The organism is Pseudomonas sp. CFBP13509 (assembly GCF_005233485.1).
GTDB lineage: Bacteria > Pseudomonadota > Gammaproteobacteria > Pseudomonadales > Pseudomonadaceae > Aquipseudomonas > Aquipseudomonas marginalis.
The window spans coordinates 41,746-67,904 of sequence record NZ_QGAA01000020.1 but is presented as its reverse complement, the minus strand read 5'-3'; the positions used below and the strand labels follow the sequence as shown (position 1 = coordinate 67,904).

Genomic DNA, 26,159 nt, shown 5'->3' with positions numbered 1-26,159 from the left:
TTTCGTCCAGCCTTGAGTGAGCAGTCCGATGAACACTTTGATTGAGGGGCATCGCACGGTCATGGCAAAACGGCTGCCTGAGCATGGTTCAAGTATTGTCCGCTCCGGGGCCGGGATGAGCCTTGATGGGCCCGTGAATGCATTCGCAGCCGCCGAGCGTCGATTCGGCGAAAATAGGGACTGCAGTACTCACGTGGCGGTTATCAAACTGATGATGATGACCCTCGGCCCGCGTCCCTCCGATGTTTTCCAGCAGGTAACCCAAGCGGGTGAAGGTTATGCCGTCACCATGAAGGATCAATACAGGGTGCATGTGTCCCAGGCAGAGCTTGAGCAGGTCACCCGGGCGTCAAGGTTCACAGGGCAGGACCCTGATGCGCTGAAGCACGCCAACTTCATGTTGGCGGCCTTTGTAAAGCGCAAGCAGCAACTGGGCGGCTACGCGACGTTCGACGCCGCCCTGGCGAAGACCCTTGAGGGCGAGACAAGCAAGCGTTGCCTGGAGGGAATGGGCGTGTATGGGTTGTCGCGATGGGTTGCCGCTCGCGACATGGTCGGCAGGGATTTGGCCTGGGTCCGCCAGACCCATGACTTCGGAGCGGCGCTCGTGGTGGGCGGCGCCAATCACACGCACGGCGAAGGTTACGGTTATGTGCTGTTTGATGATCGTGAGACGCCACCGCAGCGTGACAGGGGCCTGGCTCAGGTATCGGAAAGTATCCGGCACGCCGATATCTGGAGCGGTTTTTATCAAGGTGTGGAGGGCAATTGCGTGACGGTGTCGGCGATCAAGGCGGCTATCACCCGTTTCCCCGAAGGCATCTACACGGCCATCTACAGAACGCCAGCCGGATGCGAAGTGACCATGCGTGATGGCTTCCGGTTGCGCTTGAGCCATGAGGAACTGAGGCAGGCTACCGCCGCGTCGAACTTCTATGGCAGCAACCCGGTATTGCTGGATTACGCCAACTTCCTCTATGCCTGCAGCGCCAAGCGGGCGCAGTTGGAGAACAACGATTTCCGTGCGGGGAGAAGCTTTACGGCGGCCCTGGAAACCCTCAACGATGGCGAATACCCCGGTGAGGCTCTCCAGCGCCTGGGCCTGTTCGGTTACATCCGTAACGGCACTGTCGAGGAGTTGGTCAACGGTGCAATCGGTACGATTGCAGACGGTTGGCATTCCGTGGTGGTCGTCAAAGGGATGCTGGACCTGTATGGGCAAAAGTACGCCTTGAACGAGTCGCCCTGGCGGCGCAAAACGCTCACTGCGTTGAAGCTGGTGTAAGGGCTAGCCCAACAACCGCCGAAATCCTTCGATCGGCAGTGGCCGACTGTGCAAATACCCCTGGAACAAATGGCAGCCCAGCTTTTGCAGGAATGCCAGTTGTTCCGGGGTTTCCACGCCTTCGGCAATCACTGTCAGGTTCAGGCTGCGGGCCATGGCCACGATGGCGCGGATGATTTCGGCGTCGTTGGGGTCATGGGTCGCGTCGCGTACGAAGGACTGGTCGATCTTCAGTGCATCCACCGGCAGGCGCTTGAGGTACGTCAGCGATGAGTAGCCGGTACCGAAGTCATCCATGGCAAAACTGACACCGAGCTTTTTCAGGCGGCGCATCTTCGCCACGGTGTCGTCCAGGTTCTGAATCACGATGCCTTCGGTGATTTCCAGTTTCAGCAGGTTGCAGGGCAGTTGATGCCGCTTGAGGCTGCGCTCCACCCGTTCGACAAAGTCGTTCTGGCGAAACTGCCGGGGGCTGATGTTCACGCACAGGCTGAAATTCAACGGGTCCACCAAGCCTTCGGCAATCAGCTGTGCAAAGGCGGCGCAGGCCTCATCGAGGATCCAGGTACCCACTTCGAGGATCAGGCCGCTGTCTTCCAGGACCTTGATGAATTCGGACGGCGACTGCGCGCCCAACTGCGGATGCTGCCAACGCACCAGGGCCTCGGCGCCGACGATCTTGTTGCCGCGCGCATCCACCTGGGGCTGGTAATGCACGCTGAACTCGCCGCGCGACAGGGCCAGGCGCAGGTCGGTTTCCATGCGCAGGCGCTCGCTGGCGGCCTTTTGCATGCTGTTGTGGAACATCTGCGTGGTGTTGCGCCCCGAATCCTTGGCCCGGTACAGGGCTATGTCGGCGCGCTTGAGCAGGTCCGCCGGGGTGGTGCCATGGTCGGGAATCAACGCCACGCCGATGCTTGGCGTGACCTGCAGGCGATGGCCATCGAGGAACATCGGCTCCGAAAGCAATTCGCGCAGGGTATCGGCCAGTTCCTGCACCTGGGTGCTGACTTGAGTGCGCGTACCATCCAGGCCGCTGAGCAGTACCACGAACTCATCGCCGCCCAGGCGCGCCACCGTGTCCTCCATGCGCACGCTGGCTTCCAGGCGCGCGGTGACGATTTTCAGCACGGTGTCGCCCACCGGGTGGCCGAGGGAATCGTTGATGTGCTTGAAATGGTCGAGGTCGAGAAACAGCAGGGCACCGCGCAGGTTATGGCGCTTGAGCAAGGCGATCTGTTGGCTCAGGCGATCCATCAGCAGCGCGCGGTTGGGCAGGTTGGTCAGCGGGTCGTGATAGGCCAGGTGACGGATCTGCGCCTGGGCGTTTTTCAGCAGGCTCACGTCCCGCGCGGTCAGCAGCAGGCACGGGGTTTCATTGAGGGTGATCGGCTCGACCGAGACTTCTACCGCCAATACGTCGCCGCGCTTGTTGTGCCAGAGCATTTCCAGGTGAGGGATGCGCCCTTTGATCTGCAATTCGGCCAACAAGGCGGAACGCTGGTTTTCATCGGCCCAGATGCCGATCTGGTACAGCGTCAGGCCGATGGCTTCTTCGGCACGGTAGCCGGTGAGGCGGCAGAAGCCATCGTTGACCTCCACATAACGGCCGGTGTCGCGCTCGGTGATGGAGATGGCGTCGGGGCTGGAATGGAAGGCCTTGGCGAATTTTTCCTCGCTGGCCTTCAGCGCGGCCTCCGAGCGTTGTTGCTGGGTGATGTCGCGCAAGGTGGTGACGATGCACGGCTGGTCGCCCACCTTGATCAGCCGGCTGGAAATCATGCAGGTCAGGGTTTGGCCGTTCTTGTGGTGCACCACGATGGCCACATTGCTCAACGCCTGGTCGCGAATCACCTGTTCGATACGCTGCAGGCGCTTGCTTGACTCGTCCCACAGGCCGATCTGCTCGGCGCTCTTGTCGATCACCTCGGCCGCCGTCCAGCCAAACGTCTGGGTGAAGGCGGGGTTGATCTCGATGAACCCGCCACTGTCCAGGCAGGTGACGCAGATGGGATCGGGGCTGGCCTGGAACAGGCTGGCGAACTTTTCTTCGGAGGCGGTCAGGCGTTGTTCGCGTTCCACCTGGTCGGTGATGTCCAGCAGGGTGCCGGCCATGCGCAGCGGCGCCCCTTGCTCGTCGCGGTAGAGGCGGGCGCGGCTTTCCAGGTAGCGCGAGCTGCCGTCTTCCACTGGCACGCGGTAAGTGAGTTGGTAATTGCCGGCCGGGCCTTCGCGCAGGGTGCGATAAGCGTTGCGCATGTTCTCGCGCTCTTGCCTGGGCATGCCCTCGAAAAACGCCTCGAAGGATTCATGGAAGGGCTCGGGTGGCAGGCCGTGCAGTTGAGCGGCGCGGGCCGAGCCGTAGAGCATGCCGGTGGGGATATGCCAGTCCCAGGTGCCCAGTTGCGCCGAGTCCAGGGCCAGGTCCAGGCGCTCCTGGCTGTCCTTGAGGGCATTTTCGGCGTTTTTGCGCTCGGTGGTGTCGAGAAAGGTGCTGAGCAAATAAGCCTCGCCCTCCAGTTCGACCTTTTGTGCACTGAGGGTGCCATCGTGGATCTGGCCGTTGCTGGCGCAGAACTGCACTTCCATGGTGATGGGTTCACCCTTGCGCTGGGTGGCCAGGACCAGCTGCGCACGTTGTTCGGGGTGCCTCCACAGGCCCAGGTCCAGGGTGGTGCGGCCGATGGCATCGGCCACCGGCCAGCCGAAGAGCATCTCGAAATACTGGTTGGCTTCGCTGATCAGGCCGTCGGACTGGCGGGTCAACAACACCATGTTCGGGCACAGGTGAAACAGCGTGGCGAAGCGTTTTTCGGAATGGCTGAGGGCGTGCTCACGCTCGCGCTGGCGAGTGGTCTCGCGGATCACGCCGATCATGCGGCGCCGACCGGCCTTGTCCGGTGCCAGGCTGCCGTTGATCTCCAACCAGTGATGGGTGCCGTCCGGCCATTGGATGTGATGGTGCATGGCCTGCTCGAACGGCTCGCCGGCCAGTACCGCATGAAAGGCTCGCACCACCCGGGAGCGATCCGAGGGCGCCAGCAGGTCGAGGTAGTCCAGGTCCTTGGGCAGTGGTTGGCGCGGGTCGAAGCCGAACAGCGCCTGGGTGCCCCGTGACCAGCTGATACGGCCCGTGTCGATTTCCCAGCACCACGCGCCCAGCCGGGCAGCATTCAGGGCTGCCAGCAGTTGCGGGGCGCTGTCCCAGCTTTGTTCCGCCTGCTGGGGGTCCAGGGCGTAGATACGGGGCAGGGGAGGCAGAGGGTCGACAGGGTTGCGCATTATCAAAGGGCCTTGGCTCGATGGGCAAACAGCGCGGTTTTATTCACAACCTGGGGCCGCACGGCGTCATACCGGTATCACTGGCAGATCCACCTGTGCATCCAACAGGCTCATGAACGCCCGCGCAGCGTTCGACAGCGTCCTTTCGGTGTGCACGATATAGCCTAGCTGGCGACTGAGTTGTATGCCCGGCAAAGCGATACTCGCCACCTGATCATCGAGCATGGTGCGCGGCAACACGCTCCAGGCCAGGCCGATGGAGACCATCATCTTGATGGTTTCCAGGTAGTTAGTACTCATCGCGATGTTCGGCGTAAGGCCCTGGGCCTCGAACAGTCGGCTGACAATATGGTGGGTAAAGGTATTACCGCCAGGGAAAACCGCCGGGTGGCCGGCAATATCGGCCAGGCTGACGTCGCGGTTGCCGGTGAGGCTGTGCTCCGGCGCCACCACGAAATCCAGCGGGTCGTCCCACACCGGGGTGGCGCGTACCAGGTGATGGGGGGCGGGCGCCAGGGTGATCACTGCCACTTCGGCGCGGCCGTGGAGGATTTCTTCGTAGGCCACTTCCGAATCGAGAAACTGAATATCCAGCGCCACATTCGGGTATTCCCGGGTGAAGGTACGCAGGATCGGAGGCAAACGATGCAGGCCGATATGGTGGCTGGTGGCTAAGGTCAGGCGGCCGCTGACTTCTCCGGTGAGATTGGTGAGGGCGCGGCGGGTGTCGTCCAGCACGTTGAGAATCTGATAAGCGCGCGGCAGCAAGGCCCGGCCGGCTTCGGTCAGGCCGACTTCACGGCCCAGGCGATCGAACAGTCGTACCTTCAATTGCTGTTCCAGGCCGGCGATGCGCTTGCTGATGGCCGGTTGGGTCAGGTGCAGGCGTTCACCGGCACCTGAGAAGCTGCCGGTCTCGGCGATGGCAATAAAGGCATTGAGGTTGGCCAGGTCCATGGGTGTATTCCAGTTGGTAATCCAAAGCATAAAAAATATGAATTTGAGTTATTTAATGTAGCGCCATACCATCAGCCTCACAAGCCAAAGGGTTATTGAAAAGCCCGGCGCATAGAAACACCGCTGATGAGGACCGACTGATGGCCGGCAAAACGCTTTACGACAAGCTTTGGGATTCCCATGAAGTGAAACGGCGCGACGATGGCTCGTCGCTGATCTATATCGACCGTCACATCATCCATGAAGTGACCTCGCCCCAAGCGTTCGAAGGCCTGCGGCTGGCCGGGCGCAAGCCCTGGCGCGTCGACTCGATCATCGCCACCCCGGACCACAACGTACCGACCACCCCGGAGCGCAAGGGCGGGATCGACGCCATTGTCGACACCGTGTCGCGCTTGCAGGTGCAGACCCTCGACGACTACTGCGACGAATATGGCATCACCGAATTCAAGATGAATGACGTGCGTCAAGGGATCGTCCACGTGATCGGCCCGGAGCAGGGCGCCACCTTGCCGGGCATGACCGTGGTCTGCGGCGACTCCCACACCTCCACCCACGGTGCGTTTGGCGCCCTGGCCCACGGCATCGGCACCTCGGAGGTGGAGCATGTGTTCGCCACCCAGTGCCTGGTCGCCAAGAAAATGAAGAACATGCTGGTGCGTGTCGAAGGCACCTTGCCGTTCGGCGTGACCGCCAAGGACATCGTGCTCGCCGTGATCGGCAAGATCGGCACCGCCGGCGGTAACGGCCATGCCATCGAGTTTGCCGGCAGCGCCATTCGCGACCTGTCCATCGAAGGCCGCATGACCATTTGCAACATGTCCATCGAAGCCGGTGCTCGCGTGGGCATGGTGGCGGCGGACGAGAAAACCGTTGAATACGTGAAGGGGCGCCCATTTGCTCCGCAAGGCGCCGATTGGGACGCCGCGGTTGAAGCCTGGAAAGACCTGGTGTCAGACGCCGATGCGGTGTTCGACACCGTGGTTGAACTCGATGCTGCCCAGATCAAGCCGCAGGTCAGCTGGGGCACTTCGCCGGAAATGGTCCTGGCCGTCGACCAGAACGTGCCGGACCCGGCGCAGGAAGCCGACCTGGTCAAGCGCGGTTCCATCGAGCGCGCCTTGAAGTACATGGGCTTGAAGGCCAACCAGGCGATCACCGACATCCAGTTGGATCGCGTGTTTATCGGCTCCTGCACCAACTCGCGGATCGAAGACCTGCGCGCTGCGGCGGTTATCGCCAAGGGCCGCAAAGTCGCTTCGACCATCAAGCAGGCCATCGTGGTGCCAGGCTCGGGCCTGGTTAAAGCCCAGGCTGAAGCCGAAGGCCTGGACAAGATCTTCCTCGAAGCCGGTTTCGAGTGGCGTGAGCCGGGCTGCTCGATGTGCCTGGCGATGAACCCGGACCGCCTGGAGTCGGGCGAGCATTGCGCGTCGACCTCCAACCGTAACTTCGAAGGGCGTCAGGGCGCCGGTGGCCGTACCCACCTGGTCAGCCCGGCCATGGCCGCCGCCGCTGCCGTCAACGGTCGTTTCATCGACGTTCGCGAATTGATCTGAGGAAAACCCGATGAGAGCTTTTACCCAACACACCGGTTTGGTCGCGCCGTTGGACCGTGCCAACGTCGACACCGACCAGATCATCCCCAAGCAGTTCTTGAAGTCCATCAAACGCACCGGTTTCGGCCCCAACCTGTTCGACGAGTGGCGCTACCTGGACGTGGGCTACGCCTACCAGGACAACTCCAAGCGCCCGCTGAACAAGGACTTCGTGCTCAACGCCGAGCGCTACCAGGGCGCCAGTGTGTTGCTGGCCCGGGAAAACTTCGGTTGCGGCTCCAGTCGCGAGCACGCGCCGTGGGCCCTGGAAGAATATGGCTTTCGCAGCATTATCGCGCCGAGCTATGCCGACATCTTCTTCAACAACAGCTTCAAGAACGGCCTGTTGCCGATCATCTTGACCGACGAAGAAGTCGACGAACTGTTCAAGCAAGTGGAAGCCGATGTGGGCTACCAGCTGACCATCGACCTGGCTGCGCAAACCGTGACCCGTCCGGACGGCAAGGTGTACCACTTTGAGGTGGACGCCTTCCGCAAGCACTGCCTGATCAACGGCCTGGACGATATCGGCCTGACCTTGCAGGACGGCGATGCGATTGCCGCGTTCGAAGCCAGGCACCGGGTGAGCCAGCCCTGGTTGTTTCGTGACGCATAAATTGATGTAGGCCGGTACCAGCAACACAACCCTTGAAGGATGCCACCATGACCAGCACCGCCCACACCCAAGTCGTGCAAAAACAATTCGGCGAACAGGCGTCTGCCTACCTGAGCAGTGCCGTGCACGCCCAAGGCACCGAATTCGCGCTGCTCCAGGCCGAACTGGCCGGGCAGGGCGGTGCACGACTGCTGGACCTGGGCTGCGGTGCCGGTCATGTGAGTTTCCATGTGGCGCCATTGGTCAAGGAAGTGGTGGCCTACGATCTATCCCAGCAGATGCTCGATGTGGTGGCCGCCGCTGCGCAAGATCGCGGTCTCACCAATATCAGCACCGTAAACGGCGCCGCCGAGCGCCTGCCGTTTGCCGATGGCGAATTCGACTTCGTGTTCAGCCGTTATTCGGCGCACCATTGGAGCGACCTCGGCGTGGCCCTGCGCGAAGTGCGCCGCGTGCTCAAGCCGGGCGGCGTGGCGGCGTTTGTCGATGTCTTGTCACCGGGCAGCCCGTTGCTGGACACTTACCTGCAAACCGTCGAAGTGTTGCGCGACACCAGCCACGTGCGTGACTACTCCGCCGCCGAATGGATGCGCCAGCTCAGCGAAGCCGGTTTGCACGTACGCAACAGCAGCCGCCAGCGCCTGCGCCTGGAATACACCTCGTGGGTCGAACGCATGCGCACACCGCAAGTGCTGCGCGCCGCGATCCTGCAGCTGCAGCAGGCGATGGGCCAGGAAGTGCGCGATTACTACGAGATTCAGGCCGACGGCACCTTCAGCACCGACGTGCTGGTGGTCTGGGCCGAACGCTGATTAATTTTCCCGACCTGCCCACGGGCAGGTCGCTCGATGAAATGAGGAACCCATGAGCAAGCAGATTCTGATTCTCCCTGGCGACGGTATTGGTCCGGAAATCATGGCCGAAGCGGTCAAGGTCCTGGAGCTTGCCAACAGCAAGTACAGCCTGGGCTTCGAATTGAGCCACGACGTGATCGGCGGCGCTGCCATCGACAAGCACGGCGTGCCCCTGGCCGACGAAACCCTGGACCGCGCCCGCGCCGCCGATGCCGTGCTGCTGGGCGCCGTGGGTGGCCCGAAGTGGGACAAGATCGAGCGTGATATCCGCCCTGAGCGCGGCCTGCTGAAAATCCGCGCGCAACTTGGCCTGTTCGGCAACCTGCGCCCGGCGATCCTCTACCCGCAACTGGCCGATGCGTCGAGCCTGAAGCCGGAAGTGGTGGCGGGCCTGGACATCCTGATCGTGCGTGAACTGACCGGCGGTATCTACTTTGGCTCGCCACGGGGCGTGCGCGAGCTGGAGAATGGCGAGCGCCAGGCCTACGACACACTGCCGTACAGCGAGAGTGAAATCCGCCGTATCGCCCGCGTCGGTTTCGACATGGCCCGTGTACGCGGCAAGAAGGTCTGCTCGGTGGACAAGGCCAACGTCCTGGCCTCCAGCCAACTGTGGCGCGAAATCGTCGAAGAAGTGGCCAAGGATTACCCGGACGTCGAACTGAGCCACATGTACGTCGACAACGCCGCCATGCAATTGGTCCGTGCGCCGAAGCAGTTCGACGTGATCGTCACCGACAACCTGTTCGGCGACATCCTGTCCGACCAGGCGTCGATGCTCACCGGTTCCATCGGCATGCTGCCGTCGGCGTCCCTGGACACCAATAACAAGGGTATGTACGAGCCTTGCCACGGCTCGGCGCCGGACATCGCGGGCCAGGGCATTGCCAACCCGCTGGCGACCATCCTGTCGGTCTCGATGATGCTGCGTTACAGCTTCAACCTGAGCGACGCCGCGGATGCGATCGAGAAGGCCGTGAGCCTGGTGCTGGACCAGGGCTTGCGCACCGGCGACATCTGGTCGCAGGGTTGCACCAAGGTGGGTACGCAGGAAATGGGCGACGCAGTAGTCGCCGCGCTGCGGAATCTGTAATCTCTCGGGCCCGCTTGCAGTTGTTGCTGCAAGGCGGCCCACTTTTTAACAAGGTGTAGTTGCGATGAAACGTGTAGGTCTGATCGGTTGGCGCGGTATGGTCGGTTCCGTGCTCATGCAGCGGATGCTGGAAGAGCAGGATTTCGATCTTATTGAGCCGGTGTTTTTCACCACTTCGAACGTAGGTGGCCAAGGGCCGTCCGTGGGCAAGGATATTGCCCCGCTCAAGGACGCCTACAGCATTGAAGAGCTGAAGACCCTCGACGTGATCCTCACCTGCCAGGGTGGCGACTACACCAGCGAAGTCTTCCCCAAGCTGCGTGAAGCCGGCTGGCAGGGTTACTGGATCGACGCCGCCTCGAGCCTGCGCATGCAGGACGACGCCGTGATCATCCTCGATCCGGTCAACCGCAAGGTCATCGACCAGCAACTGGATGCCGGCACCAAGAATTATGTGGGCGGCAACTGCACCGTCAGCCTGATGCTGATGGGCCTGGGCGGTCTGTTCGAAGCCGGCCTGGTCGAGTGGATGAGCGCCATGACCTACCAGGCGGCGTCCGGCGCCGGCGCGCAGAACATGCGTGAGTTGATCAAGCAGATGGGCGCGACCCACGCCGCCGTCGCCGATCAACTGGCCGACCCGGCCAGCGCGATCCTCGACATCGACCGCCGTGTGGCCGAAGCCATGCGCAGCGATGCCTACCCGACCGAGAACTTCGGTGTGCCATTGGCCGGCAGCCTGATCCCGTGGATCGACAAAGAGCTGCCGAACGGCCAGAGCCGCGAAGAGTGGAAGGCCCAGGCCGAGACCAACAAGATCCTCGGCCGGTTCAAGAGCCCGATCCCGGTGGATGGCATCTGCGTGCGCATCGGCGCCATGCGCTGCCACAGCCAGGCGCTGACCATCAAGCTGAACAAAGACGTGCCGATCGCCGATATCGAAGGGCTGATCAGCCAGCACAACCCCTGGGTCAAGCTGGTGCCGAACAACCGCGACATCAGCATGCAGGAACTGAGCCCGACCAAGGTCACCGGCACCCTGAATGTACCAGTGGGCCGTCTGCGCAAGCTGAACATGGGCACCCAGTACCTGGGCGCATTCACCGTCGGCGACCAACTGCTGTGGGGCGCGGCCGAGCCGTTGCGTCGCATGTTGCGGATCTTGCTGGAGCGTTGATCGCTTGAAGCAATAATAGAAACCCGCGTTCTGGTGACAGGCGCGGGTTTTTTATTGTTCTTTCGGGCGCTATCGAGGGCAAGCCCCCCCACAGTGAACAGCATTTCAAGGTTGGAACTCGGTTGAATGTGGGAGGGGCTTGCCCTCGATAGGCATAGGTATCTACACAACTCTTAAAGGCTGACACATAACTCTGTGGTGAGCGGGCTTGCCCCGCGCTGGGTTGCGAAGCAACCCCAAAACCTTCACCTCGATTGATTCTGGCACTCTGCGTTGACCTTATTGGGGCTGCTTCGCAACCCAGCGCGGGGCAAGCCCGCTCACCACAGAAGCCTAATTGCCATAGATTCCGTATTCACTGGAAGTTGTGTAGATACCTATGCCCCGATAGGGCCATCAGCCACTTCACCAGACCCAGGTTAATTGCCTCGCTCCCGGCCACCCGGTAAAGTGCCGCTCCCCCCGCAATGCCCGAGGCAGCCCCCATGACCCAGACCTTTGAAATTGCCGTGATCGGTGCCACCGGCACCGTTGGTGAAACCCTGGTGCAGATTCTCGAAGAGCTGGAATTCCCGGTGGGCACCCTGTACCTGCTGGCGGGCAGTAACTCTGCTGGCGCCTCGGTACCGTTTCGCGGCAAGAACGTACGGGTCAAGGAGGTCGACGAATTCGATTTCAGCAAGGTGCAACTGGCCTTCTTCGCCGCAGGCCCGGAAGTCACCCTGAGCTTCGCGCCGCGAGCCACGGCGGCGGGTTGCTCGGTGATCGACTTGTCGGGAGCCTTGCCCGCCGAGCAGGCGCCCCAGGTGGTGCCGGAAGCCAATGCCCACGTCCTCGACGGCCTGGAAAAACCGTTCCAGCTCGGCAGCCCGAGCCCGTCGGCCACCAACCTGGCGGTGGTGCTGGCGCCGTTGCGCGGCTTGCTGGACATCCAGCGTGTCGCCGTCACTGCCAGCCTGGCAGTGTCTGCCCAGGGCCGCGAAGCCGTCAGCGAATTGGCACGTCAGACCGCCGAGCTCCTGAATGTGCGCCCTCTGGAACCTAAGTTCTTTGACCGGCAAATGGCCTTCAACCTGTTGGCACAAGTCGGCACGCCAGACGCCCAAGGGCATACCACCCTGGAAAAGCGCCTGGTTCACGAACTGCGCGCAGTCCTGGAATTACCTTTGCTAAAGATTTCCGCAACTTGCGTTCAAGCCCCGGTGTTTTTTGGCGATAGCCTGACTGTGTCATTGCAATTGGGCGCGGCGGTCGATCTTGCCGCCGTCAACCGCGCCTTGGAGGCCGCGCCGGGTATCGAGCTGGTAGAAGAGGGGGATTACCCTACAGCCGTGGGCGACGCAGTGGGCCAGGATGTGGTCTATGTAGGCCGGGTGCGCGCGGGAGTGGATGACGCAGCTGAACTAAATCTGTGGCTGACGTCAGATAACGTACGCAAGGGCGCCGCCCTTAACGCCGTGCAACTGGCGCAGTTGTTGATAAAACGCCTTGCGTAAAAGATACTTGGCGGCAATTTGTAGATTGATTCTAACCAGGCGCTATGCTTGGCCCCAAGCAGGAACAATTGCGCGTCGGTGACCTATCGGCTCGCCATGCCTTATGGCAAGCGGTTACCAACCTTCTCGCAGGCCGGGGAGTGTTCAAACAAAGGATGAGGCTATGGTTCAAGTTCGCAAACTGGTGTTAGCAATAGCGGCCGCCTCGGCGCTGTCCTCCGGTATGGCGCAGGCGCTCCAGTTGGGGGAAATGACCCTCAAGTCGAAGTTGAACCAGCCGTTGTCGGTGGAAATCGAATTGCTCGATGTCGGTGGCCTCACGGCGTCCGAGATCACCCCGAGCCTGGCCTCATCCCAGGCGTTCGTGGACGCGGGCGTCGATCGCCAGGCGTTTCTCGATGACCTGACGTTTACCCCGGTCATCAATCCCAGCGGTCGCAGCGTGGTGCGCGTCACCTCCAGCAAGCCGCTGCCGGATTCCTACGTACGTTTCCTGCTGCAGGTGCAATGGCCCAATGGCCGCTTGATGCGCGACTACAGCGTGTTGCTCGACCCTGCCAAGTTCGACCAGTCGGCTTCGACCCCCGCAGCACCTGCACCGCGCGTGGGAACGCCCGCCCGCAGTGCGCCCGCTGTGAGCAAGCCGGCCCAGCACACCACCACCTCCCGCGACACCCTGTGGGAAATTGCGCAGAAGCACCGCAATGGCGGCTCGGTGCAGCAGACCATGCTGGCCATTCAGGCACTCAATCCCGACGCCTTTATCGACGGCAATATCAACCGCCTGAAAACCGGCCAGGTGCTGCGCCTGCCGGACACCGTACAAAGCACGGCGTTGCCGCAGCCTCAGGCAATTGCCGAAGTGAGGGTACAAAATGCCGCCTGGCGCCAGGGTCGGCGCGGGGCGACCAATCAGGCGGCCGGTAAGCAGCAACTGGACGCCACCAAGCGTGCCCAGGCCGGCAATGCGCCGTCGACCACCAATACCCAGGACAACCTGAGCCTGGTCTCGGCTGAAGCAGCCAGGAGGGGCGGCAAGGGCAAGGCCGGTGACAGCCAGGTCTTGAGTGACAAGCTGGCGATGACCCAGGAGCAACTGGACACCACCCGCCGCGATAACGAAGAACTCAAGAGCCGTGCGGCAGATCTGCAAAGCCAGTTGGATAAACTGCAAAAGTTGATTCAACTGAAAAACGATCAACTGGCCCGTTTGCAGGCAGACAAAGGTGCCCCGGCCGTAGCGGCGACGGCAGCGATGCCCGCACAGCTGGCAAGCGACCCGGCCGCCACGCCGGCCGCACCCGCTGCACAGGCCGCCGCGCCAACGCCAACCCCGGCGGCGCCGGCACCTGAGGCAGCTACGCCGGCCACGGCACCTGACACCACGGAAGGCAAGTTCAATGATCTGCTGACCAATCCGGTTGTCCTCGGTGTGATCGGCGGTGCGGCTGGCCTGGTGGTGTTGCTGCTCCTGCTGTTGTGGGCGCGCCATCGCAACGCCCGCCGTGAAGAGGAAAAGCACTTGCGCATGGCGCGGGCGCTGGCTGAAGAGCCGGAATTTACCTCAAGCATCGAACAGGACCTGCCGTCGGACAGTTTCGAAGGCCTCGAAGTGCCGCCGCCGAACGTCAAGCTGGCAGCCGCTCCGGCACCTGCTCCAGTGGTTGCGCCGGCGGTAGCGGTTCCGACGGTTGCCTCCGTGCTCGCGCCGCTGGCCGCTGCCGTGGCCCCGCAAAACGCCAACGATGCCCTGGCGCAAGCCCAGTCCCATATCGACCGTGGTCATCTGAACCAGGCCGCCGATGTGCTGGAGCAAGCGATCAAGCACGAGCCCAAGCGCAGCGACCTGCGGTTGAAGCTGATGGAGGTCTACGGCCTGCAAAGCGACAAGGACGGTTTCGTGACCCAGGAGCGTCAACTGGTGGCCAATGGTGAAAACCATGCCCAGGTCGAGCAGCTCAAGTCGCGCTTTCCTGCGATGGCGGTATTGGCGGCGGGCGTCAGTGCCGCGGTTGCCGCCGCGGCCCTTGACGCTCAGTACGTCAAGGACCTGCTGGAAGACAAACCGGCTGCCCCGGCCGCCGAGCCCAATGCACTCGACACCGATTTCGACCTGAGCCTGGATGAGCTGGAGGCGGCTTCGCCAGCCAGCCTGGACGACGAGCAGACGTTTGCAGCGCTCCTGGAGCAGCAATCGGCGCCCAAGGCCGGCGAGGAAGACCTGTCGGACTTCGACCTGGACCTGCAACTCAATGACCCGGCGTCCGAGCAATCCGACGACGACTTCCTTTCCGGTCTTGAGGACCAGATGAAGGATGTGTCTGCCGTGGAGCCGCCGACGCTGACCCCATCGGCGCTGGATGACTTCGATTTGCCGGAGGATTTCGACTTGTCCCTGGCGGACGAACCAGACGCAGCGGCCAAGCCTGATGCCTTCGCTTCGGAGCTGGACGATGTCAACGCCGAGCTGGATCGCCTGTCCCAGAGCCTGGAAAGTCCGCCCATCGAACCTTCCTTTACCGCTGAGGACGCGGCGCTGGGCGATGATGAGCCGGAGTTCGATTTCCTGTCCGGTACGAATGAAGTCGCCACCAAGCTAGACCTCGCCCAGGCCTATATCGACATGGGGGATGCCGACGGCGCGCGGGACATTCTCTCTGAAGTGCTCACCGAAGGTGATGAGGCGCAGCGCGGCGAGGCCAAGGAAATGCTCGGCAAAATCTGAAGGTTGATGCAGGTGCGGTGTGGGAAGGTCAATCCCCAACAAAAGCGCACGCCACGCAGCTGGCGCATTTATAATGGCCGCCTTCGCGTAACTCATCAGGCTCTCAGTTCTTGGCAAATATAGATAACCCGGCCGCCGAAATGGCGGCCGCTGGCTTTTACCGCATCGCCCTCGGCGTGGAATACAAAGGCTCGCGCTATCGCGGCTGGCAGCGCCAGGCGTCAGGCGTGCTGACGGTGCAGGAAACCCTGGAGAAGGCGCTGTCGAAAGTGGCTGACTCCCCGGTGTCGTTGATGTGTGCCGGGCGTACCGATGCCGGTGTGCATGCCTGCGGCCAGGTGGTGCACTTCGATACCCAGGCCGAACGCACGATGAAGGCCTGGGTGATGGGCGCCAATATCAATTTGCCCCATGACGTCAGCGTAAGTTGGGCCAAGGTCATGCCTGCGCACTTTCATGCGCGCTTCAAGGCGATTGCCCGGCGTTATCGCTATGTGATCTACAACGACCAGATCCGTCCCGCGCACCTCAACGAAGAAATCACCTGGAACCACCGTCCGCTGGATGCCGAACGCATGGCCGAGGCTGCGCAGCATCTGGTAGGGGTGCATGATTTCAGTGCGTTTCGTGCCGGCCAGTGCCAGGCCAAGTCGCCGATCAAGGAAGTCCACCACCTGCGGGTGACTCGCCACGGCAAGATGATCGTGCTGGACATCCGCGCCGGCGCCTTCCTGCACCATATGGTGCGTAACATTGCGGGCGTATTGATGACCATCGGCACCGGCGAGCGCCCGGTGGAATGGGCCAGGGAAGTGCTGGAAAGCCGCATTCGCCGCACGGGCGGCGTCACGGCGCATCCGTTTGGCCTGTACCTGGTGGATGTGGAGTACCGCGACGAGTTCGAACTGCCGCAGCGCTTCATCGGGCCACACTTCCTCACAGGGTTCAGTGAACTTGGCGGCTGACGCCCGGAATAGCTTTTGTTACCATCCGGGACTTTATCGGTCCAACCCCTGAGGTTTCTACGACATGCCTGTCGTTCGCAGCAAGATTTGCGGGATTACCCGCATAGAAGACGCGCTGGCGGCAGTCGAGGCGGGGGCGGATGCCATTGGCCTGGTGTTTTATGCCAGGAGCCCGCGGGCGGTGAATGTGTTGCAGGCGCGGGCGATCATTGCGGCGCTGCCGCCGTTCGTGACCACCGTGGGCTTGTTCGTCAACGCCAGCCGCTGCGAACTCAACGAAACCCTGGATGCCGTGCAGCTGGATATGCTGCAATTTCACGGCGACGAAACCCCGGATGAATGTGAAAGCTACCAACGCCCGTATATCAAGGCGTTGCGGGTCAAGGCGGGTGACGATATAGCGAGGGCCTGCGCGGCCTATTCCGGCGCGCGTGGCGTTCTGCTGGACACGTATGTCGAAGGCGTACCCGGTGGTACCGGTGAAGCGTTCGATTGGTCGCTGATCCCCGAAGGATTGAGCAAGCCGATCATCCTGGCCGGGGGGCTCAACCCAGCGAATGTCGGTGCGGCGATTCAACAGGTCCGGCCGTATGCCGTGGATGTCAGCGGTGGGGTAGAGCAAGGCAAGGGCATCAAGGATCACGACAGGATTCGCGCATTCATGCACGCGGTGCGCAACAGCTGTGGCGGGATGTGACGGCTGGCAGTCTGCCGCCGTCCATAACTACCACTGTGTAAAACAGCCCGGCGCCGCCTGAGGGCGGCCCGGAAATGAAGTGGCAACCTGCGCAGGCAGGCTGTCTGGAAGGCTGAGGATGCAGGCTGGAAATGGCAGGTCGAACGTCTGACCCCGTCCAGCCTGCGTCATCGCCACATATGAATTTAGCTCAAGGGCATACGCGGGGCTGTGTTCAAGCCACCGGTACTGGAGAAAGAAAGCATGAGCAACTGGTTAGTAGACAAACTGATCCCTTCGATCATGCGTTCCGAGGTGAAGAAAAGCTCGGTTCCTGAAGGTCTGTGGCACAAGTGCCCATCCTGCGACGCGGTGCTGTACCGCCCCGAGCTGGAAAAGACCCTGGATGTTTGCCCCAAGTGCAACCACCACATGCGTATCGGCGCCCGCGCCCGCATCGATATCTTCCTCGACGCCGACGGCCGTAACGAGCTGGGCGCCGACCTGGAGCCGGTCGACCGTCTGAAGTTCCGCGACGGCAAGAAGTACAAGGACCGCCTGACCGCTGCGCAAAAGCAGACCGGTGAGAAGGACGCGCTGATTTCCGTCAGCGGCAAGCTGCTGGGCATGCCGGTGGTGGTGTCGGCGTTCGAGTTCTCCTTCATGGGCGGCTCCATGGGGGCCATCGTCGGCGAGCGCTTCGTGCGCGCGGCCAACTACGCCCTGGAAAACCGTTGCCCGATGATCTGCTTCGCCGCCTCCGGTGGTGCGCGGATGCAGGAAGCGTTGATCTCCCTGATGCAAATGGCCAAGACCTCTGCGGTGCTGGCGCGTCTGCGCGAAGAAGGCATTCCGTTCATCTCCGTGCTGACCGACCCGGTCTACGGCGGTGTTTCCGCCAGCCTGGCGATGCTGGGCGACGTGATTGTCGGTGAGCCAAAAGCCCTGATCGGCTTTGCCGGCCCGCGCGTGATCGAGCAGACCGTGCGCGAAAAACTGCCGGAAGGCTTCCAGCGCAGCGAGTTCCTGCTGGAGCACGGCGCAATCGACCTGATCATTCCGCGCGGTGAGCTGCGTCCACGCCTGGGTAGCCTGCTGGCGCAGATGATGGGCCTGCCGACACCTGTTTACGTCGCGCCTAAAGTCGAGCCGATCGTTGTGCCGCCGGTGCCTGCGAACCTATGACCCAACGTACCCTGGGCGAATGGCTCGCCTACCTCGAGCAGTTGCATCCGTCCGCCATCGACATGGGCCTGGAGCGCTCGCAACAGGTAGCGGCCCGCCTTGGGTTGGGCCGGCCGGCGCCGCGTGTGATCACGGTGACCGGCACCAACGGCAAGGGCTCTACCTGTGCCTTTGTTGCCGCGCTGCTGCAGGCCCAGGGGCTGAAAGTCGGCGTGTACAGCTCGCCGCACTTGCTGCGTTACAACGAGCGGGTGCAACTCAATGGCGTCGAAGCCAGCGATGAGCAACTCTGCGAAGCCTTCGCCGCACTCGATGCCGGGCGCGGTGAGATTTCCCTGACTTACTTCGAAATGGGCACCCTGGCGGCGTTCTGGCTGTTCGAGCGTGCGCAGCTGGATGTGGTCGTGTTGGAAGTGGGCCTGGGGGGGCGCCTGGACACCGTCAACGTGGTGGATGCCGACCTGGCGCTGGTCACCAGTATTGGCGTGGACCATGCCGACTACCTGGGGGATACCCGCGAGTCCGTGGCCTATGAGAAGGCCGGGATTTTCCGCCCGGGCAAGCCTGCGCTGTGCGGTGACCTGGATCCGCCGCAGCCCTTGCTGGACAAGGTGCGTGAGCTGGGCTGCCCATTCTTCCTGCGTGGCCGCGAATTCAATCTTGAAATCGGTGACCGGCACTGGCAGTGGCGCGGCCGGGATGCCCATGGGCAGGCTGTGGAGCTGCGTGATCTGCCCTTGCTGAACCTGCCGATGGAGAACGCCGCACTCGCGCTGCAAGCCTATCTGTTGCTGGACCTGCCTTGGCAGGCTGAGCAGATTGCTGCGACGTTGCTGGCGACCCGCGTGGTCGGGCGCCTGGATCGCCGGGTGTTCGACTGGCACGGCAAGCGCCTGAACCTGTTGCTGGATGTGGGGCATAACCCCCATGCCGCGCAATACCTGGCCAAGCGCCTGGCACGCACGCCGCCGGTGGGGCGTCGCCTGGCTGTATTCGGTTTGCTCGCCGATAAGGACCTGGAGGGCGTAGTTGCGCCGTTGCTGGACAGCGTCCAGGCTTGGGCGGTAGCGCCGCTGGATACGCCCCGCAGCCGTCCGGCCCATGAGCTTGAGATCGCGTTACAGAACCTTGGTGCGCCCGTGGCGTCGTATGCAAGCGTGACTGCCGCCCTGGAGGCTCAGTGCGCGGTGGCGACGGCCGAGGACGAAATTCTGTTGTTCGGATCATTTTATTGTGTTGCCGAGGCGCTTGAGTGGTTGGCCCGGCGCTCCACGGAGGAAGCTGCAGATGGCATTACTGGATAGCGCATACAAGCAGCGAATGGTTGGAGCCCTGGTGCTGGTGGCATTGGCGGTGATTTTCCTGCCGATGCTGTTTTCCCGCCAGGACGAGCAGCGCCAGGTGGTCGTCGAGGCTCCGGCTGCGCCCCAGGCACCGGCAGTGCCCCAAGTGCAGGTGGAGCCGGTGGTGGTGCCTGAACCGCAGGCGTTGCCGGAAGAAGAACCGGTGCCGACCGATGATGAGGTGGCCGCGCAGCAGGCGCCGTCGATGCCGGTGCAGCCAAGCGTGCCGGTGGTCAAGCCGACACCTGCTCCGACGGTCGCCGCCAAGCCGGCGACACCTGCGCCTGCGCCCAAACCTGTAGCGCCACAGCCTGCTGCGCCGGGCAAGCCGGATGTGGGGCAGAGCCGTATCGACCCGAACGGCTTGCCGATCAGTTGGTCGATCCAGGTGGCCAGCCTGGGCAATCGTGAAGGCGCCGACGCCTTGCAGAAGAAGCTGCGTGCCCAGGGCTACAACGCCTACATCCGTAGCGCCGACGGCAAGAACCGGGTGTTTATCGGGCCGCTGATCGAGCGCGCCGAGGCCGACCGGCTGCGGGATTTGCTGGACCGTCAGCAGAACCTGAAAGGCTTCGTGACCCGCTTCCAGCCTGAGCGCGGCTGAGCCCGCATCGGTTTAAACCTGAAGTCCAATCAAATGTGGTGAGGTTGAAATGTGATCGGCCCGCCACAATCTATTGATTTGCAAAGCAGCCGCAATCACAGCTTACCGACAGCCCGACGCTCTGCTAAAATGCGCCGCCTTATCCGTCCGTAGGCTCAAACGTGCCATTTACCTGGGTTGACTGGGCGATCGTTGCAATCGTCGCCATCTCCGCTTTGATCAGTCTAAGCCGCGGCTTCGTAAAAGAAGCACTGTCGTTGCTGACCTGGATCATCGCAGGAGTCGTAGCCTGGATGTTCGGCGGTTCGTTGTCGGTCTACCTGGCCGGATACATCGAGACACCTTCGGCTCGCGTCATCGCGGGCTGCGCCATCATGTTCATCGCCACGCTGCTGGTGGGGGCAATGGTCAATTATCTTATTGGCGAGTTGATACGTGTCACCGGCCTCTCCGGGACCGATCGATTTCTCGGCATGGCCTTCGGTGCCGCGCGTGGTGCGTTGCTGGTGGTCGTGGCGGTCGGGCTGTTGAGCCTGGGGCCGGTACAGCAGGATTCGTGGTGGCAGGAGTCGGTACTCGTGCCAAAATTTCTATTGGTCGCAGATTGGTCCAAGAACCTCATATTGGGGTGGAGCAGTCAGTGGCTGGCCAGCGGAATCAGCGTACCCGCTGATCTTCCGTTCAAGGAACACCTCTTGCCGGCCAAAACGCCGCAGTAAGTTGTGTTCAGTCAAGATTCATTAAGTAGGGGTTGCGTCGCATGTGTGGCATCGTCGGTATCGTCGGTAAGTCGAACGTCAATCAGGCGCTGTATGACGCGCTAACCGTCCTCCAGCACCGCGGCCAGGACGCTGCCGGTATTGTGACCAGCCACGACGGCCGGTTATTCCTGCGCAAGGACAATGGCCTGGTACGTGACGTGTTCCATCAGCGTCACATGCAGCGCCTCGTCGGGCACATGGGCATTGGCCATGTGCGTTACCCGACCGCCGGTAGCTCGACGTCGGCCGAAGCTCAGCCGTTCTACGTCAACTCGCCTTACGGCATTACCCTGGCGCATAACGGTAACCTGACCAACGTTGAGCAACTGGCCAAGGAGATTTACGAATCTGACCTGCGCCACGTCAACACCAGCTCAGACTCGGAAGTGCTGCTCAACGTGTTCGCCCACGAGCTGGCCCAGCGCGGCAAGCTGCAGCCGACCGAAGAAGATGTGTTCGCCGCCGTGATCGACGTGCATAACCGTTGCGTCGGCGGTTATGCCGTCGTTGCGATGATCACCGGCTACGGCATCGTCGGCTTCCGTGACCCCCACGGTATTCGCCCGATCGTGTTCGGCCAGCGTCACACCGACGAAGGCGTCGAGTACATGATCGCGTCCGAAAGCGTGTCCCTGGACGTGCTGGGCTTCACTCTGATCCGCGACCTCGCGCCGGGCGAAGCGGTGTACATCACCGAAGACGGCAAACTGCACACCCGTCAGTGCGCTGTCGCGCCGAAACTCACCCCGTGCATCTTCGAACACGTCTACCTGGCGCGTCCGGATTCGATCATCGATGGTGTGTCGGTGTACAAGGCGCGCCTGCGCATGGGCGAGAAGCTGGCCGACAAGATCCTGCGCGAGCGTCCCGAGCACGACATCGACGTGGTGATCCCGATCCCGGACACCAGCCGTACTGCTGCGCTGGAATTGGCCAACCACCTGGGCGTCAAGTTCCGCGAAGGCTTCGTGAAGAACCGTTACATCGGTCGCACCTTCATCATGCCGGGCCAGGCGGCCCGCAAGAAGTCGGTGCGCCAGAAGCTCAACGCCATCGAACTGGAATTTCGCGGCAAGAACGTGATGCTGGTGGACGACTCCATCGTACGCGGCACCACCTGCAAGCAAATCATCCAGATGGCCCGTGAGGCCGGTGCGAAGAACGTGTACTTCTGTTCCGCAGCGCCTGCCGTGCGTTACCCGAACGTGTACGGTATCGACATGCCGAGCGCCCACGAACTGATCGCCCACAACCGCACGACCCAGGACGTGGCCGACCTGATCGGCGCCGATTGGCTGATCTACCAGGACCTGCCGGACCTGATCGAAGCGGTCGGCGGTGGCAAGATCAAGATCGAGCAGTTCGACTGCGCCGTGTTCGACGGCAAGTACGTGACCGGTGACGTCGACGAGGCCTACCTGAACAAGATCGAGCAGGCGCGTAACGACTCGTCGAAGATCAAGACCCAGGCGGTCAGCGCGATCATCGATCTGTACAACAACTGAGTAGACACCGGCCCTGAGGGGCCGGTTTTGTATCTTAAATAAAGAATTGAGTAAGGAGTCGCAGCATGAGTCAGGAATGGGATGCCGGTCGCTTGGACAGCGACCTCGATGGCGTAGCTTTCGATACCCTGGCTGTGCGCGCCGGCCAGCACCGTACCCCGGAAGGTGAGCACGGTGACCCGATGTTCTTCACCTCCAGCTACGTGTTCCGCACAGCGGCCGACGCCGCGGCGCGCTTTGCTGGCGAAGTGCCGGGTAACGTTTATTCCCGCTACACCAACCCGACTGTGCGCGCGTTCGAAGAGCGTATTGCGGCCCTGGAAGGCGCAGAGCAGGCGGTGGCAACGGCCACCGGCATGGCGGCGATCCTGGCGGTGGTGATGAGCCTGTGCAGTGCCGGCGACCACGTGCTGGTGTCGCGCAGCGTGTTCGGTTCGACCATCAGCCTGTTCGAGAAGTATTTCAAGCGCTTCGGTATCGAAGTGGACTACGTGCCCCTGGCGGATCTGTCCGGGTGGGGTGCGGCAATCAAGTCCAACACCAAGCTGCTGTTCGTCGAGTCGCCGTCCAATCCGTTGGCCGAGTTGGTGGATATCGCCGCGTTGTCCGAAGTGGCTCACGCCAAAGGCGCGATGCTGGTGGTCGACAACTGTTTCTGCACGCCTGCCTTGCAGCAGCCGCTGAAGCTGGGCGCGGACATTGTGGTGCACTCGGCCACCAAGTTTATCGATGGCCAGGGCCGTTGCATGGGCGGCGTGGTTGCCGGTCGCAGCGAGCAGATGAAGGAGGTGGTGGGCTTCCTGCGCACCGCCGGCCCGACCCTGAGCCCGTTCAACGCCTGGATCTTCCTCAAGGGCCTGGAAACCCTCAGCCTGCGCATGAAGGCCCATTGCGCCAACGCCCAGGCCCTGGCCGAGTGGCTGGAGCAGCAGGACGGTATCGAAAAAGTGCATTACGCCGGCCTCAAGAGCCACCCGCAGCACGCGTTGGCCCAGCGCCAGCAACGTGGTTTCGGCGCCGTGGTAAGTTTCGAAGTGAAGGGCGGCAAAGAGGGCGCCTGGCGCTTTATCGATGCGACGCGCCTGATCTCCATCACGGCCAACCTGGGCGACAGCAAGACCACCATTACCCATCCGAGCACCACGTCCCACGGACGCCTGGCGCCGCAGGAGCGTGAGGCGGCCGGTATCCGGGACAGCCTGATCCGCATCGCGGTCGGCCTGGAAGATGTCACGGATCTGCAGGCTGACCTGGCTCGCGGGCTGGCTGCCTTGTGATCGAGTGGTCCCTGGAGGCCGCGGCGGCCAGTAATGGGCGCGTCGCCCTGGTGACGGGCGCGGCGCGGGGTATTGGTCTCGGGATTGCGGCGTGGCTGATCAGCGAAGGCTGGCAGGTGGTCTTGACCGACCTCGACCGCGAGCGCGGTTCCAAGGTGTCCAAGGTGCTGGGCGAAAACGCCTGGTTTATCACCATGGACGTGGCTGACGAGAAACAGGTGGCCCAGGGGGTCGCCGAAGTCCTGGGGCAATTCGGTCGCCTGGACGCGTTGGTCTGTAACGCTGCGGTGGCCGACCCGCACAACATCACCCTGGAAAGCCTTGACCTGGCTTACTGGAATCGCGTGCTGGCCGTTAACCTCAGTGGGCCGATGTTGCTGGCCAAGCACTGTGCGCCTTACCTGCGTGCCCACGGCGGCGCCATCGTCAACCTGGCGTCGACCCGGGCTCGTCAGTCGGAGCCGGATACCGAGGCTTATGCGGCGAGCAAGGGTGGCCTGTTGGCCCTTACTCACGCCTTGGCGATCAGCCTCGGGCCGGAAGTGCGGGTGAATGCGGTCAGTCCTGGCTGGATTGATGCCCGTGATCCAGCTGCGCGGCGTGCCGAGCCTTTGACCGATGCCGATCATGCCCAGCATCCGGCGGGCAGGGTGGGTACGGTAGAGGACGTGGCAGCGATGGTGGCGTGGTTGCTGTCGCGCCAGGCCGGGTTTGTCACCGGGCAAGAGTTTGTGGTGGACGGTGGCATGAGCAAGAAGATGATTTACAGCGAGTAGGACGGGTAGCCGTCTTGAAGCCATTTTGTCTTTTTCAGAAAAACTTCAAGCAGGCTATTGACTTAGGTCCGCTACCTGCGTAAATTTCGCGGCCTCAACGAAGCAAAGGGTGATTAGCTCAGCTGGGAGAGCATCTGCCTTACAAGCAGAGGGTCGGCGGTTCGATCCCGTCATCACCCACCACTTCTTGAGAGTTTTGCCTTCGGGCAGGACGCAACGTTAAAGGTTGCACCGACGCGCAGCGGTAGTTCAGTCGGTTAGAATACCGGCCTGTCACGCCGGGGGTCGCGGGTTCGAGTCCCGTCCGCTGCGCCATATTTTCCAGGTTCGATTTATCGGGCTTGAGGTTGAACAGCCAAGCTGATCAATCAGATGTTCAAAGACGGTTGAGGCGGTTTGCTCAGCCGGTCAAGCGATACGCAGCGGTAGTTCAGTCGGTTAGAATACCGGCCTGTCACGCCGGGGGTCGCGGGTTCGAGTCCCGTCCGCTGCGCCATATCTGCCTCAAGGCCCGCTGAACGCCTTGAAGCACAAAGAAAGCCACTGGCTACTTTGATCCGATAGCAAAGACCCTGGTCGAAAGACCGGGGTTTTTTGTGTCTGCAATTTGGCAATTTTTTGCGGGAGCCGGCGAACCGGCTCCCATTGATTTGTCAGAAGCCCAGCTTATCCCGCAGCCCGTAGTACCAAGCTCCCAGTGCCGCAAACGGTGTGCGCAACAGTTGCCCGCCCGGGAATGGGTAGTGCGGCAGGTCGGCAAACGCATCGAAGCGCTCTGCCTGGCCTCTCAGCGCTTCCGCCAGGACCTTGCCCGCCAGGTGGGTGTACGTCACGCCATGGCCGCTGCAGCCTTGTGAGTAGTAGATGTTGTCGCCCAGGCGACCAACCTGCGGCAAGCGCGACAGGGTCAGCAGGAAGTTGCCGGTCCAGGCGTAGTCGATCTTCACATCCTTGAGTTGCGGGAAGGCCTTGAGCATCTTCGGGCGGATGATTGCTTCGATGTTCGCCGGGTCGCGCGCGCCATACACCACGCCGCTGCCGAAGATCAGGCGCTTGTCACTGGTGAGGCGATAGTAGTCGAGCAGGTAGTTGCAGTCCTCTACGCAGTAATCCTGCGGCAGGAGTGTCCTGGCCAGCTCATCCCCGAGTGGCGCCGTCGTGATCACCTGGGTGCCACAGGGCATCGACTTGGCCGCCAGCTCCGGCACCAGGTTGCCCAGGTAGGCATTGCCCGCGACGATGATGAACTTGGCCCTGACTTTACCTTCTGCCGTATGGACCACCGGGTTGGCGCCACGCTCGATGCGCACCGCCGCCGATTGTTCGTAGATCGTCCCGCCCAGAGACTCCACGGCGGCGGCTTCACCGAGTGCCAGGTTGAGTGGGTGGATATGGCCGCCACTCATGTCCAGCAGTCCGCCGACATAGTTGTCACAGGCCACGACCTCATGAATGCGGCGCTCGTCCAGCAACTCCAGCTGTGTATGGCCGTAGCGCTCCCACAAGCGTTTCTGCGACTCCAGGTGGCCCATGTGCTTGCTGTTGAGTGCCGCGAACACGCCGCCGTCCTTCAGGTCGCACTGGATCTGGTATTTGGCCACACGCTCGCGAATGATCCTGCCACCCTCGAACGCCATCTGCCCCAGCAACTGCGCCTGCTGGGGGCCGACGCTGCGCTCGATCACATCAATGTCACGGCTGTAGCTGTTGACGATCTGTCCACCATTGCGGCCCGACGCGCCAAAACCCACCTTGGCAGCTTCCAGCACCGTCACGCGAAAACCGTTCTCCAGCAGAAACAGCGCGCTGGATAGGCCGGTATAGCCGGCGCCAATCACGCACACATCGGTTTCGACGTCGCCTTGCAACATTGGGCGCGGCGGAACGGCATTGGCGGAAGCGGCGTAATACGACTGGGGGTAGGGGGTGTTCGCCATCCTGGAACCTCTGTTTTATATTTTTTACGAGTGCCCTGATCCTACCT

20 protein-coding genes and 3 tRNA genes are annotated in these 26,159 nt (G+C 62.2%); 20 read left to right on the top strand and 3 right to left on the bottom strand.

Features of this window, described 5'->3' with window-relative positions; genetic code table 11:
* Nucleotides 1–28 precede the first annotated feature (28 nt).
* Nucleotides 29–1,285, top strand: a complete 1,257-nt coding sequence (locus tag PspCFBP13509_RS26135) for a hypothetical protein (RefSeq protein WP_065925089.1) — start codon at nucleotides 29–31, stop codon at nucleotides 1,283–1,285.
* Between the two features lie 3 nt (nucleotides 1,286–1,288).
* On the opposite strand, the gene PspCFBP13509_RS26130 is transcribed toward PspCFBP13509_RS26135, so the two are convergent.
* Both PspCFBP13509_RS26130 and PspCFBP13509_RS26125 read right to left on the bottom strand, forming a co-directional pair.
* Nucleotides 1,289–4,567, bottom strand: coding sequence for an EAL domain-containing protein (locus tag PspCFBP13509_RS26130; RefSeq protein ID WP_065925090.1), 3,279 nt, complete (start codon nucleotides 4,565–4,567; stop codon nucleotides 1,289–1,291).
* 66 nt (nucleotides 4,568–4,633) lie between these two features.
* A complete protein-coding gene (locus tag PspCFBP13509_RS26125; protein ID WP_065925091.1) occupies nucleotides 4,634–5,524 on the bottom strand; it encodes a LysR family transcriptional regulator in 891 nt (296 codons plus the stop codon).
* A gap of 140 nt (nucleotides 5,525–5,664) precedes the next feature.
* On the opposite strand from PspCFBP13509_RS26125, the gene leuC reads away from it, so the two are divergent.
* The 19 genes from leuC to PspCFBP13509_RS26030 all read left to right on the top strand — a co-directional run bounded on the left by leuC (nucleotide 5,665) and on the right by PspCFBP13509_RS26030 (nucleotide 24,671).
* Nucleotides 5,665–7,083 carry a 3-isopropylmalate dehydratase large subunit gene (gene leuC, locus PspCFBP13509_RS26120; protein ID WP_027604068.1) on the top strand — a complete coding sequence of 473 codons (1,419 nt, stop codon included), beginning with the start codon at nucleotides 5,665–5,667 and terminating at the stop codon, nucleotides 7,081–7,083.
* A 10-nt stretch (nucleotides 7,084–7,093) separates the two neighbouring features.
* A complete protein-coding gene (gene leuD, locus PspCFBP13509_RS26115; protein WP_065925092.1) occupies nucleotides 7,094–7,738 on the top strand; it encodes a 3-isopropylmalate dehydratase small subunit in 645 nt (214 codons plus the stop codon).
* Between the two features lie 47 nt (nucleotides 7,739–7,785).
* Nucleotides 7,786–8,550, top strand: coding sequence for a class I SAM-dependent methyltransferase (locus tag PspCFBP13509_RS26110; protein WP_065947093.1), 765 nt, complete (start codon nucleotides 7,786–7,788; stop codon nucleotides 8,548–8,550).
* A gap of 52 nt (nucleotides 8,551–8,602) precedes the next feature.
* The gene (gene leuB, locus PspCFBP13509_RS26105; RefSeq protein WP_017530190.1) at nucleotides 8,603–9,685 is read left to right on the top strand and encodes a 3-isopropylmalate dehydrogenase; all 1,083 of its coding nucleotides are present in this window, start codon (nucleotides 8,603–8,605) and stop codon (nucleotides 9,683–9,685) included.
* 64 nt (nucleotides 9,686–9,749) lie between these two features.
* A complete protein-coding gene (gene asd / locus PspCFBP13509_RS26100; RefSeq protein WP_027604071.1) occupies nucleotides 9,750–10,862 on the top strand; it encodes an aspartate-semialdehyde dehydrogenase in 1,113 nt (370 codons plus the stop codon).
* Nucleotides 10,863–11,347: 485 nt separating this feature from the next.
* Nucleotides 11,348–12,358 (top strand): aspartate-semialdehyde dehydrogenase, encoded by a 1,011-nt coding sequence (locus PspCFBP13509_RS26095; protein ID WP_065947094.1) that lies wholly within the window; start codon nucleotides 11,348–11,350, stop codon nucleotides 12,356–12,358.
* A gap of 163 nt (nucleotides 12,359–12,521) precedes the next feature.
* Nucleotides 12,522–15,083, top strand: coding sequence for a FimV/HubP family polar landmark protein (locus PspCFBP13509_RS26090; protein ID WP_137212881.1), 2,562 nt, complete (start codon nucleotides 12,522–12,524; stop codon nucleotides 15,081–15,083).
* 140 nt (nucleotides 15,084–15,223) lie between these two features.
* A complete protein-coding gene (truA, locus tag PspCFBP13509_RS26085; RefSeq protein ID WP_027604074.1) occupies nucleotides 15,224–16,048 on the top strand; it encodes a tRNA pseudouridine(38-40) synthase TruA in 825 nt (274 codons plus the stop codon).
* Nucleotides 16,049–16,112: 64 nt separating this feature from the next.
* Nucleotides 16,113–16,745 (top strand): phosphoribosylanthranilate isomerase, encoded by a 633-nt coding sequence (locus tag PspCFBP13509_RS26080; RefSeq protein ID WP_065927243.1) that lies wholly within the window; start codon nucleotides 16,113–16,115, stop codon nucleotides 16,743–16,745.
* 243 nt (nucleotides 16,746–16,988) lie between these two features.
* A complete protein-coding gene (gene accD / locus PspCFBP13509_RS26075) occupies nucleotides 16,989–17,909 on the top strand; it encodes an acetyl-CoA carboxylase, carboxyltransferase subunit beta (protein ID WP_027604076.1) in 921 nt (306 codons plus the stop codon).
* The gene (folC, locus tag PspCFBP13509_RS26070) at nucleotides 17,906–19,213 is read left to right on the top strand and encodes a bifunctional tetrahydrofolate synthase/dihydrofolate synthase (protein WP_137212880.1); all 1,308 of its coding nucleotides are present in this window, start codon (nucleotides 17,906–17,908) and stop codon (nucleotides 19,211–19,213) included. Before accD ends, folC begins: the two co-directional genes overlap by 4 nt.
* Complete coding sequence (locus PspCFBP13509_RS26065) at nucleotides 19,197–19,856, top strand: SPOR domain-containing protein (RefSeq protein WP_065927245.1); 660 nt, start codon at nucleotides 19,197–19,199, stop codon at nucleotides 19,854–19,856. Before folC ends, PspCFBP13509_RS26065 begins: the two co-directional genes overlap by 17 nt.
* Before the next feature lie 161 nt (nucleotides 19,857–20,017).
* Nucleotides 20,018–20,575 (top strand): CvpA family protein, encoded by a 558-nt coding sequence (locus tag PspCFBP13509_RS26060; protein WP_003192538.1) that lies wholly within the window; start codon nucleotides 20,018–20,020, stop codon nucleotides 20,573–20,575.
* A gap of 41 nt (nucleotides 20,576–20,616) precedes the next feature.
* Complete coding sequence (gene purF, locus PspCFBP13509_RS26055) at nucleotides 20,617–22,122, top strand: amidophosphoribosyltransferase (protein ID WP_027604079.1); 1,506 nt, start codon at nucleotides 20,617–20,619, stop codon at nucleotides 22,120–22,122.
* A 65-nt stretch (nucleotides 22,123–22,187) separates the two neighbouring features.
* Nucleotides 22,188–23,399, top strand: a complete 1,212-nt coding sequence (locus tag PspCFBP13509_RS26050) for an O-succinylhomoserine sulfhydrylase (protein ID WP_065927246.1) — start codon at nucleotides 22,188–22,190, stop codon at nucleotides 23,397–23,399.
* A gap of 11 nt (nucleotides 23,400–23,410) precedes the next feature.
* Nucleotides 23,411–24,175, top strand: a complete 765-nt coding sequence (locus PspCFBP13509_RS26045; protein ID WP_027604081.1) for an SDR family oxidoreductase — start codon at nucleotides 23,411–23,413, stop codon at nucleotides 24,173–24,175.
* A gap of 107 nt (nucleotides 24,176–24,282) precedes the next feature.
* Nucleotides 24,283–24,358: transfer RNA gene (locus PspCFBP13509_RS26040), tRNA-Val, on the top strand.
* A gap of 55 nt (nucleotides 24,359–24,413) precedes the next feature.
* Nucleotides 24,414–24,490, top strand: a tRNA-Asp gene (locus PspCFBP13509_RS26035).
* Between the two features lie 104 nt (nucleotides 24,491–24,594).
* A tRNA-Asp gene (locus PspCFBP13509_RS26030) sits at nucleotides 24,595–24,671 on the top strand.
* A 157-nt stretch (nucleotides 24,672–24,828) separates the two neighbouring features.
* On the opposite strand, the gene PspCFBP13509_RS26025 is transcribed toward PspCFBP13509_RS26030, so the two are convergent.
* Complete coding sequence (locus tag PspCFBP13509_RS26025) at nucleotides 24,829–26,112, bottom strand: NAD(P)/FAD-dependent oxidoreductase (protein WP_137212879.1); 1,284 nt, start codon at nucleotides 26,110–26,112, stop codon at nucleotides 24,829–24,831.
* Between the last annotated feature and the right edge of the window lie 47 nt (nucleotides 26,113–26,159).

What these genes read in the sequence shown, in the direction of transcription:
- PspCFBP13509_RS26135 (WP_065925089.1), top strand. Translation starts at nt 29, where the DNA reads ATGAACACTTTGATTGAGGGGCATCGCACGGTCATGGCAAAACGGCTG.
- PspCFBP13509_RS26130 (WP_065925090.1), bottom strand. Translation starts at nt 4,567, where the DNA reads ATGCGCAACCCTGTCGACCCTCTGCCTCCCCTGCCCCGTATCTACGCC.
- PspCFBP13509_RS26125 (WP_065925091.1), bottom strand. Translation starts at nt 5,524, where the DNA reads ATGGACCTGGCCAACCTCAATGCCTTTATTGCCATCGCCGAGACCGGC.
- leuC (WP_027604068.1), top strand. Translation starts at nt 5,665, where the DNA reads ATGGCCGGCAAAACGCTTTACGACAAGCTTTGGGATTCCCATGAAGTG.
- leuD (WP_065925092.1), top strand. Translation starts at nt 7,094, where the DNA reads ATGAGAGCTTTTACCCAACACACCGGTTTGGTCGCGCCGTTGGACCGT.
- PspCFBP13509_RS26110 (WP_065947093.1), top strand. Translation starts at nt 7,786, where the DNA reads ATGACCAGCACCGCCCACACCCAAGTCGTGCAAAAACAATTCGGCGAA.
- leuB (WP_017530190.1), top strand. Translation starts at nt 8,603, where the DNA reads ATGAGCAAGCAGATTCTGATTCTCCCTGGCGACGGTATTGGTCCGGAA.
- asd (WP_027604071.1), top strand. Translation starts at nt 9,750, where the DNA reads ATGAAACGTGTAGGTCTGATCGGTTGGCGCGGTATGGTCGGTTCCGTG.
- PspCFBP13509_RS26095 (WP_065947094.1), top strand. Translation starts at nt 11,348, where the DNA reads ATGACCCAGACCTTTGAAATTGCCGTGATCGGTGCCACCGGCACCGTT.
- PspCFBP13509_RS26090 (WP_137212881.1), top strand. Translation starts at nt 12,522, where the DNA reads ATGGTTCAAGTTCGCAAACTGGTGTTAGCAATAGCGGCCGCCTCGGCG.
- truA (WP_027604074.1), top strand. Translation starts at nt 15,224, where the DNA reads ATGGCGGCCGCTGGCTTTTACCGCATCGCCCTCGGCGTGGAATACAAA.
- PspCFBP13509_RS26080 (WP_065927243.1), top strand. Translation starts at nt 16,113, where the DNA reads ATGCCTGTCGTTCGCAGCAAGATTTGCGGGATTACCCGCATAGAAGAC.
- accD (WP_027604076.1), top strand. Translation starts at nt 16,989, where the DNA reads ATGAGCAACTGGTTAGTAGACAAACTGATCCCTTCGATCATGCGTTCC.
- folC (WP_137212880.1), top strand. Translation starts at nt 17,906, where the DNA reads ATGACCCAACGTACCCTGGGCGAATGGCTCGCCTACCTCGAGCAGTTG.
- PspCFBP13509_RS26065 (WP_065927245.1), top strand. Translation starts at nt 19,197, where the DNA reads ATGGCATTACTGGATAGCGCATACAAGCAGCGAATGGTTGGAGCCCTG.
- purF (WP_027604079.1), top strand. Translation starts at nt 20,617, where the DNA reads ATGTGTGGCATCGTCGGTATCGTCGGTAAGTCGAACGTCAATCAGGCG.
- PspCFBP13509_RS26050 (WP_065927246.1), top strand. Translation starts at nt 22,188, where the DNA reads ATGAGTCAGGAATGGGATGCCGGTCGCTTGGACAGCGACCTCGATGGC.
- PspCFBP13509_RS26025 (WP_137212879.1), bottom strand. Translation starts at nt 26,112, where the DNA reads ATGGCGAACACCCCCTACCCCCAGTCGTATTACGCCGCTTCCGCCAAT.